9 protein-coding genes are annotated in these 14,480 nt (G+C 63.1%); 5 read left to right on the top strand and 4 right to left on the bottom strand.

Going from position 1 to position 14,480, the window contains the following annotated elements:
- Positions 1 to 251: 251 nt before the first annotated feature.
- Positions 252 to 635: a response regulator gene (locus tag ACYQ01_RS17375; RefSeq protein ID WP_459935082.1), complete on the bottom strand. Its 384-nt coding sequence runs from the start codon at positions 633 to 635 to the stop codon at positions 252 to 254.
- A 231-nt stretch (positions 636 to 866) separates the two neighbouring features.
- Positions 867 to 2,519, bottom strand: a complete 1,653-nt coding sequence (locus ACYQ01_RS17370) for a sensor histidine kinase (protein ID WP_459935081.1) — start codon at positions 2,517 to 2,519, stop codon at positions 867 to 869.
- 173 nt (positions 2,520 to 2,692) lie between these two features.
- Here ACYQ01_RS17370 and ACYQ01_RS17365 point away from each other — a divergent pair, with 173 nt between their 5' ends.
- The 3 genes from ACYQ01_RS17365 to ACYQ01_RS17355 are packed head-to-tail and all read left to right on the top strand — an operon-like array spanning position 2,693 to position 5,149.
- Positions 2,693 to 3,832 (top strand): metallophosphoesterase, encoded by a 1,140-nt coding sequence (locus tag ACYQ01_RS17365; RefSeq protein WP_459935080.1) that lies wholly within the window; start codon positions 2,693 to 2,695, stop codon positions 3,830 to 3,832.
- Positions 3,829 to 4,752: a hypothetical protein gene (locus tag ACYQ01_RS17360; RefSeq protein ID WP_459935079.1), complete on the top strand. Its 924-nt coding sequence runs from the start codon at positions 3,829 to 3,831 to the stop codon at positions 4,750 to 4,752. Before ACYQ01_RS17365 ends, ACYQ01_RS17360 begins: the two co-directional genes overlap by 4 nt.
- Entirely contained in the window at positions 4,727 to 5,149 is a 423-nt protein-coding gene (locus ACYQ01_RS17355; protein ID WP_459935078.1) for a PqqD family protein, read from the top strand. Before ACYQ01_RS17360 ends, ACYQ01_RS17355 begins: the two co-directional genes overlap by 26 nt.
- Before the next feature lie 732 nt (positions 5,150 to 5,881).
- On the opposite strand, the gene ACYQ01_RS17350 is transcribed toward ACYQ01_RS17355, so the two are convergent.
- Complete coding sequence (locus ACYQ01_RS17350) at positions 5,882 to 7,306, bottom strand: sigma-54 interaction domain-containing protein (protein WP_459935077.1); 1,425 nt, start codon at positions 7,304 to 7,306, stop codon at positions 5,882 to 5,884.
- 269 nt (positions 7,307 to 7,575) lie between these two features.
- Here ACYQ01_RS17350 and ACYQ01_RS17345 point away from each other — a divergent pair, with 269 nt between their 5' ends.
- Together ACYQ01_RS17345 and ACYQ01_RS17340 are read left to right on the top strand one after the other, a co-directional pair.
- Complete coding sequence (locus ACYQ01_RS17345; protein ID WP_459935076.1) at positions 7,576 to 8,826, top strand: EAL and HDOD domain-containing protein; 1,251 nt, start codon at positions 7,576 to 7,578, stop codon at positions 8,824 to 8,826.
- A 720-nt stretch (positions 8,827 to 9,546) separates the two neighbouring features.
- A complete protein-coding gene (locus ACYQ01_RS17340; RefSeq protein ID WP_459935075.1) occupies positions 9,547 to 12,156 on the top strand; it encodes a sensor domain-containing diguanylate cyclase in 2,610 nt (869 codons plus the stop codon).
- Between the two features lie 149 nt (positions 12,157 to 12,305).
- Here the strand turns inward: ACYQ01_RS17340 and ACYQ01_RS17335 are convergent, their stop codons facing one another.
- The gene (locus ACYQ01_RS17335; protein WP_459935074.1) at positions 12,306 to 14,462 is read right to left on the bottom strand and encodes a Tex family protein; all 2,157 of its coding nucleotides are present in this window, start codon (positions 14,460 to 14,462) and stop codon (positions 12,306 to 12,308) included.
- Positions 14,463 to 14,480 lie beyond the last annotated feature (18 nt).

Raw genomic sequence — 14,480 nt, 5'->3', positions numbered from 1 at the left:
TTTGCACCGCGCGCCAAAACAACAATCTCGGTATCGCGTATGCGAATGCTCCGGCATCCCGGATGCGCTTCGCGGCGCCAAAGAAGAAATGCAATTTCCATGAGCTAGCCCATGGGAAACGTTCCCCGGCAAGCCCTCGTTCGGCCTCGGGGTATTGTGAAACGAAATAGACTGACGAGTTTATCGCGCGGCGGGGGAGGTCTTCGCCGCGCAACGGCCGCACGTTCGCAAGGGTGGATGCTCTCGGCGGTTCACGAATTCAGGCGTTTGCGTTCATGGGCCAGGAAAATGGCCCCGATCAGCTCTTCGAACTCCAGGGGTTTGACCAGGTAGTCGTAGGCCCCCAGGGACATGCCCGACACGCCCGACTCCAGCGTGGCGTGCCCCGTGACGAGCAGCACTTCCACTTCGTGGCGGTGGCGGGATTTGATTTCGCGCAGGGCTTCCAGGCCGTCCATGTCGGGCAGGTTCATGTCCAGGATCACCACGTCCATGTCGCCGGCCTCCAGGGCGACCAGGGCTTCGCGTCCGCTCAAGACGCTGCGCACGGAAAATCCCCTGTGGATCAGGCGTTTGGACAAGGCGTCGTTGAAGTCTTTTTCGTCGTCCACCAGCAAAACGTTCGCGCGCTCCATGGCGTTTCCCTGCCTTGCTTTGCCGGCCGCGGCCGGTGGGATGGTCGCGGGCCGTGGTTGCCCGAGTGGGTCGGCGAGGCGGCAAAGCGACTCAAGAGGCCGTGAAGACGGCCTTTGCCGCCTGGTGTGGCGTCTACGAAACACCTCCCGCGTTTCCCGCGGGATTGATGCTGTGAAAGAGGCGTTGGCCTTGAAACCGGGTCAGGTTTCCGGGGACGCGGTCCAAAGCGATCAGCAGGGCAGGCGTACGGTGAAGGTGCTGCCCTTGCCCACCTGGCTGTGCACGGTGATGCGTCCGCCAAGCTTTTCGATGATCCCGAAGGTGATGGCCAGCCCCAGGCCGGTGCCTTCGCCCGGTTTTTTCGTGGTGAAAAAGGGATCGAAGATTTTGTCCAGCTTGTCGGGTTCTATGCCGCAACCGGTGTCCGTCACGTTGATTTCCACCTGGTGGGAGTCGGCCAGGTGGACCGTTTCCAGCGTGAGTTGGCCGTCCTTGCCGATGGCGTCGATGGCGTTGTCGATCAGGTTCAAAAACACCTGTTGCACCTGGACGGGATCGGTTTTCACCGAAGGCAGTTGCTGGCACAGGTGCTTGACGATGTCGATGTTGCGGTGGCGCGCCTCGGTTTCGAGAAATTTCACGGTTTCGGTGAGCACGTTGTTGATGTCGACGACTTCCGTGGACGGCTCCATGCGACGGGCGAAGCCCAGCATGCGCTGGGTCACGTTCTTGGCCCGTTGCACGTGGTGTTCGATGCGGTCGGCCGCCTCGGATATTTCCTGGAAGTTGGCGCTTTGGCGGACGTCCTCCTCTTCGAGCAGGTCCTTGATCCAGCCGGCCTGTTCGCGGATGATGGCCAGGGGATTGTTGATCTCGTGGGCCACGCCGGCGGCCATTTTGCCCAGGGCGGCCATCTTGCCGGATTGGGTGAGGGTGGCGTCCAGGGCGGCCTTTTCCCGTTCGGCCTTTTCCAGTCGACGAATCATGTGGTTGGTCACCAGCACGGTGCCCAGGCAGATGACTCCCACGCCGACCGCCAGGAGAATCCACACCACGTGCTCGGTGTAGAAGAGCGTCCGCAGCTCTTCCGTGGGGTCTTTTCGCAGCACAAGCAGCCAGTCGGTTTTCTGCATCCAGGACCAGGCGTACAGGGCGCGTTGTCTGTCCGTGCCGAAATCCTGCACGCGCACGCCGTCGAACCGGGTGTTCAAGGCCATGGGCAGGGCGATTTCCCCCATGACCTGTCCGCCCGTGCGGGGCGTGGTCTGCAACTGCCCTTTGGAGTTGACCAGAAAGGCGTCGCCGTTGCGGCCCAGGTCGATGCGGCGCACCAGGGCGTCGAAGACCTCGGAGTCGATGGTGGCCCGCAGAATCCAATTGTGTCCGGCCTCGCGGCGCAGCACCGCGATGATGATGTGGGGATGCTTGCGAAAACCCAGAAAGACGTCGGAAATGTAAATTCCCTGGGCCGTGACCTTGGCGAACCACTCTTCGTTCTTATAGTTGAACTCACTCAACTGGTAGGGGCCGGCATAGGCCAAGTGGGAGCCATCCTCTCCGATGACGCCCAGGTCGATGTAGGAACGCGATTGGGCCTGGATGACCGAAAAAATTTGTTCCAGGTAGGCGGGCTGGGACATGTCCTCCAGCTTTTCGGTGTTGGCCAGCAGGCTCAGCTGGGCCACCCGTTCCGCCAGGAACTGGTCGATGGAGTCGCGTTTGATTTCGGTCAGGGTAAGCAGATTTTTTTCGATGTTAACCTTGTATGCCTTGGAAAATTCGTGAGTTATGGCTATCCCCAGGACCAATAGCGGTAGAAGCGAAAAGGCGATGGTCGTGAGGATCATTGTCAGGCGAAGGCGTTTGAGGTCAGCAGTCTTCATGTGGTGTCGCCGCCGGGTATGCTGAGGAGTGTTTTGATGCGACCCCTTCTAACCCCGCACGGGCCTTGCGGTAAAGCTTTTCCGTGTACGAAGCCGCCCGGCCCGGGGCGTGGACAATTGGCGCGCGCTCTGGCAAATTGTGAAAAACCATTCGTCGTGCGTATCGGATCCCTATGACCATTCTCGGTTTTCACGGCGTTCATCCCCTGGCACTGCTCGTTTTTCCGATGGCCCTGTTTTTGGCGCTCATCGGGCCGTACCGTGTCTTTCGCCTGCGCGGGAGCCTTCCGGGCTGGCTGTCATGGAGCTACCTGGGGATGTTGGCCCTGCTGGTGTTGACTTGCTGTTTGGGTCTGCCATCGGTCAGACGCAACTACAATCTGGCGCTCATGTCCTATGCCGGGATTCTGGTGGCCGTGGGTGGGCTCGCCCTGGCCCTGGAGGTCGCCATCTGGGCGGTGCGCCGAACCCGCGCCCGGCCCGCGGCGGTCGACCCCACGCGTCGGGCCGTGCTGGCCGGCTCGGCCCTGCTTCTGGCCGTCCCCTTCGGGGCCATGGCCGCCAGCGAACGGGTGAACGTCGGCGCCCGGGTGGCGAAGCGTCACATTCGCCTGGCGCGCGCACCAGGCGCGGCGCCGGGCCGTCCCCTGAAGGTGAGCTTTCTTTCGGACCTGCACGCCGGCTTCTTTCTGCCCCAGGACTACATGGCCCAGGCCTTGCGCCATGTCGAGACCTTCGGGCCGGACGTGGTGCTTTTCGGCGGCGACCTCATCGACATGGAGCTTTCAGGCCTCACGCAGACCCGGAGTTTCTTGCGCGCCCTGTCCGGGGTGGCTCCGGTCTATTCGGTGCTGGGCAACCACGACTGCTATCGCAATGCGGGCGAAGTGGCCGCCTTTCAGGCCGATTGCGGGGTTACGGTGCTGCGCGGACAAGGCGTGAACCTTGCCGGATCGTTCGGGAGGTTCGCGCTCTGCGGGGCCAGGGATTACATGGAGCGCGAACGGCCGGACAAGGCCCTGGGCTCCCGGGAAAGCCTGGCCTCCACCCTGTTCTTGGCGCACAATCCGGCTACGCCCCTGGCGCTCGACTCCTGGCGGACGCCGTGGCTCAGTCTCTGCGGCCATACGCATGGAGGGCAAATCCGGCTGCCGGGCGTGGGGTCGCTCGTCAACCAGGCGGATCGCCGTCTCGAACCCGGCGTGAACGCCCTGGACGGAAAAAACGTTCTGATAACTGCCGGCATTGGTTTCGCCGGCCTGCCCGTGCGCCTGCTCTGTCCGCCAGAGGTGGTGAGCCTCACCATCGCATGACGCGCGCGGACCGGGGCGCGGCCTGGCCCGAACTGGCCTGGGACGGATTGCGTCTGTTGACGCCGCCCGACCTGGAGCCCGTCCGCCTGGGCCGCGGCTACATGTTGCTCGAAGACGAGTCCGGCCCGCGTCTGGAATTGCGCTGGCAACCCGCCGGAAAGCGCTTCTCCCTGGAGCGGGCTTTGGCGCGGGCTCGTCTGGTCCGCCTGGAGGAGCCGGGTCCCCTCGTCAGTGAAGTTTTCTCCCTCCTGCCCGCTTCTGGGCGGGCCGTGGCCTGCGCTCCCGAAAAAGATCCGCAAAGGCGTTCCCTGTTGCTCCTTCTCCCCTCCGGCCGCTTGGCCGTGGTCGCGGGTTTTTTCCCCAACCACCGGGGCGGGAGCGGCCCGGCGGCGGACGGCATGGGAAATGCCGACCTGGCCCTGGCGCGAGCGGTCTCCACGCTGGACGACTCCCTGCCGGGGCTCGTGCGCCTCTACGACATCGCCCTGCGCGCGCCCGAGGGCATGGAACTGACGGAGTTTTCCTTCGAGTTGGGGCGATTTCGGCTGCTCTACCAGGACAAAGCCCACGGCGTGGAGTACGCCCGTTTCGCCCCGGCCCGGGCCATTCTGGCCGGAACGGAGCTCGCGGACTGGACCGCGCGGGCTTTGGCATCTTGGGCCGGACGAGGCCAGTCCTGGAGGGAGACCTTGTACGCCGGGCGCGAGGCGGCTGAACTCCACCCTGGGCCGGAGCTTGTCGGCCGGTCTTTTTTCGCCCGGCTGCGGGCCGGGCTTTGCCGGAAAACACGGCCCGCCCGGGGCCTGGCCTGGCTGGGGGATGCCTCGCGCATTCTGGCCGTGCGAGCCGTGGGGGACTTGAGCCCTGAAGCGTTCGGCGCTATGTGCCGCGACTATGTGGTTTCGTCGCCGTCCGTCTGAAAAGCCCGTGCCGGCCAGCCGGGAGACCAGTCTGGCCATGCGCCCGGCGCGCAACGCCCAGGTGGTGGAGGAGGCGCTGGACAACGGACTGGTGCGCCTGATCTATCCCACCACGGTCAAGCCCTGGTTCGCGGGCTTGGCCTTGCGGATGGGCCTCTGGGACGGCGCTCCCCTCACACGCAAGCTCGAACTCGACGAATTGGGCACCTTTTGCTGGCGCATGCTGGACGGGAACGCCAACGTGCGCGACGTAGCCGCCGCCCTGTCCGGTCGTTACGGGCTGCCCCGGCGTGAGGCCGAGCTGGCGGTGGCCGCCTTCCTGCGTGAATTGGGCCGCCGGGGCGTGATCGGCCTGGCCGCCGTGGACCAGGCGGAAGATTCTGGAAAGGACGGATAAGTCTGTCTTTTCAATGGGATTTTGTTCGGAACTCGTCCGCTGCGAGTCAAGGCGGACGGTGAAGGAAATGAGCCGGGCGGACTTTTCAGTCCGCCCGGCTTGTCCAATGGGGTGGCCTTCCCCCTGAATGCCACCTCTTTGGCTCTGTGACAGTCCTGGTCATGGCCTTCGCGGCAAGGCGTTTTGGCGACCACGACGTTCACGTCTGTGACTCTTGGCGCTGGAGGCGTCGGCGGGAAGGTCTTCCCGCCGACTGTTCAAGAATACGGGACTTGGGGCCACTGTCGCTGAGGTTGACAAATACCGCTTCTTACGAATGCAAAGCCTTTGGAGTGTGCTTGAAGCCGTTGTCCTGGGCAGTATTAAGCACAAGGCGTGCCAACGGATTGCGGGTCTCGCTAATACCTCAAGAAGAAGCTGGTTTTTCTTTTTTCGAAAAAATCCTTCGAACGAGGTGAAGCGGGTTGCATCAATTTTTGGAGAGAATTCTCCATGGATTGGAGGATGATTTTGGGCCAAGGGGCGGAACAGGTCGGGGGAGGGCGCGTTTTCTGAGATTCGAACCGGATGGTTGGGCGTACACACGCCGAATCAGGCTCAGCCAGGGTGTCCTCCAAATTATGGAGGTCTGTTTTGGTCGGGAGGAGAACGTTCGGGAAGGTCTCGACAGGCACTTGGTGAAAAGGAGACTCTGGGGAACGTCGTGGCGCCTGAGGATGGAGCGAGACGACCTTACGACTGCTTGTATTCCTCCGGATTCAAGCCGAACTTTTTGACCCGATGCCAGAGGCTGCGTTCCTTGATGCCGAGAAGTCGGGCGGCGCGCACCTGGATTCCCCGGGTACGGACCAGGGCCGCGATGATGCATTTTTTTTCGGTTTCCGCCAGATGCTCGTCGAGTTGCATGGGATGGTCCTCGGACATGCGCGGATCGGCCAGGGAAAGGGCCCCCGGGATAACGGGCTGCCCTCCCTCGCGCGCCAGGCGGTCGCGCTCCCGGGCGGTTTGCATACCGGCCGCTTGGCCGGGGGCGGACAAGCGCAACTGGGCGGGCAGATGCTCGGGCCGGACTTCTCCGGCGTTTCCGGCCAGGACCGTGGCCCGCTCCAGGGTGTTGCGCAACTCGCGCACGTTGCCCGGCCAGGTGTGGGCCATGAGCATCCCCATGGCCTCGGCGGAAAGGGTCAACCCCTGGCCGAAGCGATCCAGAAAGTGCCTGGCCAGGGCGGGGATGTCCTCCGGGCGCACGCGAAGCGGCGGCAGGGTCAGGGGAAAGACGTTCAGCCGGTGGAACAGGTCTTCGCGAAAGGTGCCGGCTTCGATCATCTCCGACAGATTTTTGTTGGTGGCCGCCACCAGGCGTACATTGAAACGCACCGGCGTCGCCCCTCCCACCCGCTCGGCTTCGCCATTTTCCAGGGCCCTTAGAATTTTAGCCTGCGTTTCCAGAGGCATATCGCCAATTTCGTCCAGGAACAGGGTGCCGCCGCTGGCCTGTTCGAACTTGCCCTTCTTGGTGTTGATCGCGCCGGTGAAGGCGCCTTTTTCGTGGCCGAACAGTTCGCTTTCCATAAGGCCCGGCGGAATGGCCGCGCAGTTGACCGCCAGAAAGGGCTTGTCCTTTCGTTTGGAGTGCTCGTGAATGGTGTTGGCGAACAGGTCCTTGCCCGTGCCGGACTCGCCGGTCAAAAGCACCGTGGCCTCGGACGGAGCCACCTTGAGCACATAGGCCAGCACCGCCCGCATGATGCGGCTTTCGCCGATCACGCCGGGGAACAGGGTTTTGGCGTCCTGGCCGGTGAGAACCTGGGCGGTCTGGTCGTCTATCGGGGAAAGGTGATCGAGTCGCGGGCCGTTGCCGTTCGAAGGCGCGGGGTCGGATTCGGAGGCGGAGCGGTTGGTTGTTTCGTCTTCGAAAAGCTCGGACGTTTGGCCAAGCAGGTATCGCCAGGCGACGAGTCCCGCCCCGAACATGGTGATGCCGGCCGCCACGGCGTGATATATGGTGCGTTGGCCCGTGTTTTCGGGGTGAAGAAACCCGCGGGTCAGGACCGTGTCCACGCCCAGGACGCTCAGGGACGCCACGACTCCGAGCGCGAGGGACATGCGTATGGCCGAAAGGGCGTTGATGCGTCTTTTTTTTATCCGATTGGTCATGTTTGTCACGCGTCGCGAAAGTTGCGAAATCACAAGGCCGGCTGGGGCTTTTGGCGGGACCGCAAAGGCTGGACGCCGGTACATGACGGCACGCGGGACCAATTCCCGGTCGTTTCCCAGGAAGGCGTGCACGAAAATAGCATACCATCATTTTGAACGACTTGCGCGCCTTTTTCAAGATGGGCAAAACGAATGCGGGTTTGCCGGTTGCATCGGGCCGAACGGCGCGCTAGGTTGCCTTGCCGAAAATCCCTAACGAACAGGACACCATGGCCCAGTACGAACGAGCCCTTGCGCAACCCGATCTCCCCTTGTTCGCCAGGCAACCCGTGTTCGACGCGAAACTGGCCGTCTACGGATACGAACTGCTCTACCGGCGCGCCCTGTTTTCCAGCCGGGCCGATTTCGCCGACAGCGACGCCGCCACCCTCACGGTGATTTCCGGGGCTTTCCTGCTTCAAGAGGGCGATCTTTCGAGCACGCAAAAGGTGTTGGTGAACTTCAGTCGGCGGACAATTCTCGACAAAGCCCCCTATGCCTTGCCTCCCCGGCGCACCGTCGTGCAGGTCAACGAGGGCGAGCGGCTGGATTGCGAACTTTTGGACGCCTTGTCCGGCCTCAAGCGCGACGGGTTCCTGGTCGCGGCGGACGGGGTCGAAGGCAGACCCGGGGCCGCCTCCCTGCTGGCCTTGGCCGATCTGGGCATTGTGGACATGCGTGGCAAGAGCGCGGAACGGCTCGCCGCGTTGCAAAAGACCATGGTCAGAGCCGGTGTGCGGCCCATGGCCAAGCGCGTGGAGACCGAAGCCTCGTTCCAGTTGGCGCATTCCCAGGCGTTCGAGCTTTTTCAGGGATATTTCTTCAAGCGGCCTGCCATGGTGACCGGAAGGAAACTGGCCTCGGGGGAGCTGGCCCGGCTCAAGCTTTTGCGACTCACCCAATCGGAGGAGCCGGACGCCGAGGCCTTGCGCCAGGTGATCCGCTCGGACGTTTCCCTGAGTTACCGGCTGCTGGCGTATTTGAGTTCGCCGTTGCACGGTCAGCGTCCGGGGTTTCTTTCCATCGACCGGGCCATTCCGGTCCTGGGCTGGAAGCAGTTGCGCAACTGGCTGCGCGTGGTCGCCCTGACGGACGAAACTCCCACGGGCAAGGCCAGCGAGTTGGCCTTTCTGTCCTTTCAGCGGGCCGGTTTTTTGAAAGCCCTGGGCGAAGCGCGCCAGCTTTCGCCCGACCAAACGGAAACTCTTTACACTCTGGGGCTTTTTTCCCTGCTGGACGTGCTCCTGTCGGCGCCGATGCCCGTTTTGCTGGCGGTTCTGCCATTGGAGGCGAACGTGGCCCGCACCCTGTGCGGAGAAGACAGTCCGCTCACGGTCTGGCTTGATCTGTGCCGGAGCTACGAGCAGGGCGACTGGCCCCGACTCGAGCAGGGGTTGCGCGCGCTGGAAATTTCCACGGAAACAACGGCCGCCTGCTATCTGCGCGCCATGGACACCGCCCGCCAGGTCCTGCTTGCCTAGCAGTCTCATATGCCAACTACGCTTCGGGCTTGACTTTTTCTCGCGCCTTGCCAGTAGGTTGTTTGAACAGGCTGCAAGAATCGAATTTTTGGGCGGGCTGCTAACAGCCCGCTGAAAAATCCTCGCTGGCCGTCTTGCTTCCAAAAAGCACATCCTGAACGAGGGGAGCGCCGCTTCGGGTGTGGTCGTCCCTGGTCCCTGCCCGCAGGTCTTTCGCACGCGCCGGAGATATCGACATTTTCGTCGGATTGCTAAAGTTTTTCAATTATCTGCGTTTGTTTACAGGACAACAACCCCATGCAACAGCTTAGTGCGCTTGACTTTTTCAGTAAATTCTTTCACGAATAAATAAATATTTCGGAAAATTTCGTATTAATTTTGTCCCGGGATACGGACAGGCAGTGAACGAAAAGCAAGGCCGCTTCAAAAGTGGTTTGTTTTTTAGCGAGTTGAAAGACCTGTGCCAACCGTATTCTCCCGTGGAAGGGACGAGGTGCTTTGGGTTCAGCCCTTGCGCGCCCCCAGACTGTTTCCGGAACGGGCTGGGCCGGTGCGGAGTGGTTTGGGGATCTTCAGCGGATCAGGTGGACGGCGTTTTCATTTTTGCGTCAAGGGTTGTGGCGGCAAATGCATAGGGAGTTTGTGTTCCTCTTGTTGCCGCTTGTTGTTCGTTCGGGCTCTTGTAGCATACCAATCACATGATTCACAGGTCGTTGTGGAGTGTCCATATTGTCGTATTTCGCCTCGAAGCCGCTGAAGGGAAAACATGCCTCGACCGCCATTATCGCGGCGGTGGTCTTGCTCAATATCATCGGTATGGCCGCCGGAGGCTTTGAACTGTTGCGCAGCAGGCAGCATTCGCAAGACATGAGCGTTGTTGCCGCAACCAATTTGTCTCAGGTGATGGAAAAGAACTTGGCCAATACGCTCAGTCAAGTCAACCTCACCCTGCAAAGCGTCGCCGACGAAGCATTACGTCAGTACACCCAGGCGGGCCACTACGACGTGGCTGCCTTGAACGCGTTTATCGCCCGGCAACACTCCCGTCTTCCGGCATTGGACAGCCTGCGCTTTGCGGACGAAAGCGGCATGATCATGTCCGGGGTGGGCGTGGGGGACAAGCGCGTCAGCATCGCGGGGCGAAGCTACTTCAAGCGATTGCGGGAGGATCCCCGGGCCGGCATGGTGATTTCGGAGCCCTTGATCGGTCACATCAGCGGCAAGCTGGTGCTGGTTCTGGCCAGAAGCCTGCACCGCCCGGACGGATCGTTCGCGGGCGTGGTGTACGGGCCCATCACGTTGGATTATTTTCGCAAGCTGTTCAACGAGATCAATGTGGGACCCCACGGCGTCATCTCGCTTCGCGACAGGGATTTCGCGGTCATCATTCGCACCCCGAATTCGGCCGGAGGCGGGGCCATGGGGCAGCGCCTGGTCTCGGCCCGCTTCAAGAATCTCGTCACGGAAAACCCCATGGAAGGCGCATACTTCGCCAATACGGCCTCCGACGGGGTGGACCGCGTGCTCTCCTACCGTCAGATAGGGGATTATCCGCTTTTCATCATCATCGGCCTGGCCGAACAGGACTATTTGGCTTCCTGGTACACCGATGCACGCAACACCGCTTTGACCATTTTGCTTTTTTTAGGCTTCACCAGCTGGGGGGGGGGGATCCTTTTGCACGCTTTGAAAGAACAGTCTCGCAGCGAGGAACGCTTGGCCTTGCTGCTTGAATCCGCCGGAGAAGGGATCTTCGGCATGGACCTTCAAGGGACCTGCACGTTTTTCAACCCCGCCGGATTGCGCATGCTGGGCTATCAGGACCAGTCGCAGATTCTTGGCAAGAACGTTCTCGAGGCTATCCTCCACACGTCTGCCGACAAGGGATCTCCCGCGTGCGACGAATGCCGGTTGCTCAGGGAATTGTGTATCGGTCGGGCGTTTCATTCCGACGAAGAGGTGTTCTGGCGCGTCGACGGAACGGCCGTGCCGGTGGAATATTGGTGCTCGCCCCAGGAGCGCGAGGGCAACATCGTGGGTGCGGTCATCACCTTCAGCGACATCAGCGAACGCAAGCGCGTCGAGGCGGGGCTACGCGAGAGCGAGGAGCGTTTTCGCTTCCTGGTGGAACACGCCCCCATGCCCATACTCATGCTGCGGGAAGGCAAGGTGCGCTATGCCAACACCAAGGCCGCCCTGGCCTTCGGGTACGGCGACGCGGAGACCATGTTGCGCCTCGCCATCACGAATCTCCTGGACAGGCGCATTCCCGAGCGGTTGGCCGAGGGGTCCTCGTCCGATACGAGTTTCGAATCGGCGGGGCGGAAAAAGGATGGCTCAACCTTCAACCTGTACGTTTCGTCCACGGTGCTGAACATGGCCGAGGGACCCATGGCCCTGGCCTTTTGCCAGGACATAAGCGAAGCCAAAAAGACCCAAGAGCGCATTCGCCATCTGGGCGAAGCCCTCAGGCAAAGCGAAGAGGCCATTGCCCTTTTCGATGACCAGCGGCGCTTCACCTATGTCAATCCGGCCTTTTGTCGCCTGTTCGGCTATGGGGAGGACGAGCTCTACGGCCAACCGGCCATGGTTTTGACCGGAGAAGATTCGCCCGAGAACGGAGCGGACCCCATGCAGACTTCCACCGTGGCCAGACGCTTCGGCGGCTTTCGCGGAGAGGTCAGACGCAAGGCCAAAAACGGGCTCATGGTGCCGCTTATGCTGAACGTGGCCCCGGTCCGGGACGATCTGGACCGCATAACCGGATTCGTCTCGGTCATGACGGACCTGACCGAGATCAAGAAGGCGCAGGAAAAGCTCAGTCGCATGGCGCACTTCGATCCGTTGACCGGCCTGCCCAATCGGGCTCTCTTGTCCGACCGGTTGGAAATGGGCCTGGCTGCGGCCAAACGGCAGGGAATGGTTTGCGCCCTGCTTTTTATCGATCTCGATCACTTCAAGACCGTCAACGACACCTTGGGGCACCACATCGGCGACCTGCTGCTCAAGGCCACGGCTGATCTGCTGCGTTCGCAAGTGCGAGCCACGGACACTGTGGCCCGCTTGGCCGGGGACGAATTCGTGGTCTTTTTGTCCGATGTGGAACGCGCCGACCATGCCGCTCTGGTGGCGCGCAAGATTCTCGTGGCCTTCGAGCACCCCTTTATCCTGGAAGGCCATCAGGTGCGCTCCACGCCAAGCATCGGCGTGGCTCTCTACCCGACGGACGCTTTCGACCCGGCGGGACTCATCAAGCAGGCCGACAAGGCCATGTACCGGGCCAAGCAACGGGGGCGCAACGCCTACGCCTTTGTTTCCGAAACGCCCTGAGCGTCAGCCGGGAAGAACGCCGGCCGCCTTTGTCGCGCGAAGCTTTCGGCGCGGCCCGGTTTCGCGCCTTGCAGGCGGACAGCCGGACCGGTCGCGGGCGCGAGCAGCGTGGCGCAGGGGCGAGCAGCGCGGCGCAGAGGCGGGCAGCGTCAGCGGGGGGGCGCGGGTCGCTTTTCGCACCGCTCGTCCCGGCGCATGCTCAGTCCGATGCGGCCCCTGGCCAGGTCCACTTCGGTGACCGTCACCGACACCTCGTCTCCCACCTTCACCACCTGGGCCGGGTCCGCGACATAGCTGTCCGAGAGCTGGCTGATGTGCACCAGACCGTCGCGGTGCACCCCCACATCCACAAAGGCCCCGAAGCGGGTGACGTTGGTCACCACGCCGGTCAGGCGCATGCCGGGCTTGAGATGGGAAATGTCGGACACGTTCTCGTCGAAACGCACCACATGGAAGGCGGCGCGGGGGTCACGTCCGGGCCGGGCCAGTTCGGCCAGGATGTCGGTCAGGGTCGGCAGGCCCACGGTGTCGTCCACGTAGCTGTCCAGGCGCAAACGGTCGCGCGCGCTTTCCTCGTTCACCAGGGCGTCCACTTTCACCCCCAGGTCCCGGGCCATGCGGGCCACCAGGGCGTAGCGTTCGGGGTGCACGCCCGTGCGGTCGAGCACGTTGTCGCCGCGCACGCGTAAAAATCCGGCCGCCTGTTCGAAAGCCTTGGGCCCGAGGCGCGGCACCCCCAGCAGCTCCTTGCGACTGGAAAACGGCCCGCGCTCGCCGCGGTGCGCCACCACGGCCTTGGCCAGGGCCGGACCCAGCCCGGACACGTAGGCCAGAAGCTCGGGGCTGGCCGTGTTGACGTCCACACCCACGGCGTTGACGCACGAGGTCACCACCTCGTCCAGGGCGCGGCGCAGGGCCGGCTGGTCCACATCGTGCTGGTACTGGCCCACCCCGATGGCCTTGGGGTCGATCTTCACCAGCTCGGCCAGGGGGTCCTGCAAGCGTCTGCCGATGCTCACCGCGCCGCGCACCGTGAGGTCCAGGTCGGGGAATTCCCGTCTGGCCGTCTCGCTGGCGGAATAGACCGAAGCTCCGGCCTCGCTCACCGCCACGGCTTCGATCCCGAGGTCCAGTAAACGGACGAAAGCCAGCGTCTCGCGTCCGGCCGTGCCGTTGCCCACGGCCGCCACTTCGGGTTTTTCCTCGGCGCACAGTCGCCGCAGGACCTCGGCGGCCTCGGCGCGCTGCCGTTCGGACCCCGTGGGATGAATGGTCGTGTGACGCACGAGCGCGCCCTGGGCGTCCAGAACAGCCAGTTTGGCGCCGGTGCGAAAGCCCGGGTCCAGGGCCAACACCCGCTTTTGGCCAAGCGGAGCGGCCAACAGCAGCTCGCGCAGGTTGGCCGCGAACACCCCGATGGCCTGGGCGTCGGCCTTGGCCTTGAGCCCGGCCCTGGCCTCGGTTTCCAGGGAGGGGCCGAGCAGACGCTTGTAGCCGTCCTCCAGGGCCCGCGTCACCTGGGCCGAGTCCGGTCCACGCCCCTTGACCACCAGGCGGGTGAGAAGGGTCAGGGCCTCGTCCTCGGGAGGGCGGATCGAAAGAACCAGCGCGCTTTCGCGCTCGCCCCGAAACAGGGCCAGCGCCCGGTGTCCGGCGATGCGGGAAAGGGGCTCCCGCCAGTCGAACCAGTCGCGGTAGGTCGCTCCCGACTCCTCCTTGCCCTTGGCCACTCTGGAGTTTACCACCGCCCGCCTGGCGAACAGTCCGCGCATGGCCTGGCGCACCTTGGGCGACTCGCCCATGCGCTCGGCCAGAATGTCGCGCGCCCCGGCCAGGGCCTGCTCCACGTCCTCGACGCCCTTGGCGGGATCGACGAACCGCGCGGCCAGCTTGTCCGGATTGTCTCCGCGTTGGGCCAGAAGAGCGGCGGCCAGGGGCTCCAGGCCCTTTTCCCTGGCCATCATGGCCCTGGTGCGTCGCTTGGGCCGATGCGGCAGGTAGATGTCTTCCAGGGTGGCCTTGTCCGCGGCGTCCAGCACGGCGCGCCGCAACGCTTCGGAGAGCAGGCCGCGCTCCTCCAGGGAGGAGAGCACCGCCTGGCGACGCTTGTCCAGTTCGACCAACTGTTCCAGACGGTCCTGGACGGCGGCCACGGCCACTTCGTCCAGGCTGCCCGTGGCCTCCTTGCGATAGCGGGCGATGAAGGGAATCGAACACCCTTCTTCCAGGAGTTTGACCACGGCCTCCACCTGGGCGGGCTTGAGGGCGAGTTCCTTCGACAACAGCGTAGCGTGCTTGTCATCCATATGGCGTTCGTCTTCGCG

Source organism: Fundidesulfovibrio butyratiphilus, assembly GCF_054657235.1.
This window is presented reverse-complemented; position numbering and strand designations above follow the sequence as displayed.

Excerpts from the sequence above, each read along its gene's own strand:
- ACYQ01_RS17355 (WP_459935078.1), top strand. The coding sequence starts at position 4,727 with ATGTGGTTTCGTCGCCGTCCGTCTGAAAAGCCCGTGCCGGCCAGCCGG.
- ACYQ01_RS17365 (WP_459935080.1), top strand. The coding sequence starts at position 2,693 with ATGACCATTCTCGGTTTTCACGGCGTTCATCCCCTGGCACTGCTCGTT.
- ACYQ01_RS17375 (WP_459935082.1), bottom strand. The coding sequence starts at position 635 with ATGGAGCGCGCGAACGTTTTGCTGGTGGACGACGAAAAAGACTTCAAC.
- ACYQ01_RS17360 (WP_459935079.1), top strand. The coding sequence starts at position 3,829 with ATGACGCGCGCGGACCGGGGCGCGGCCTGGCCCGAACTGGCCTGGGAC.
- ACYQ01_RS17345 (WP_459935076.1), top strand. The coding sequence starts at position 7,576 with ATGGCCCAGTACGAACGAGCCCTTGCGCAACCCGATCTCCCCTTGTTC.
- ACYQ01_RS17370 (WP_459935081.1), bottom strand. The coding sequence starts at position 2,519 with ATGAAGACTGCTGACCTCAAACGCCTTCGCCTGACAATGATCCTCACG.
- ACYQ01_RS17335 (WP_459935074.1), bottom strand. The coding sequence starts at position 14,462 with ATGGATGACAAGCACGCTACGCTGTTGTCGAAGGAACTCGCCCTCAAG.
- ACYQ01_RS17350 (WP_459935077.1), bottom strand. The coding sequence starts at position 7,306 with ATGACCAATCGGATAAAAAAAAGACGCATCAACGCCCTTTCGGCCATA.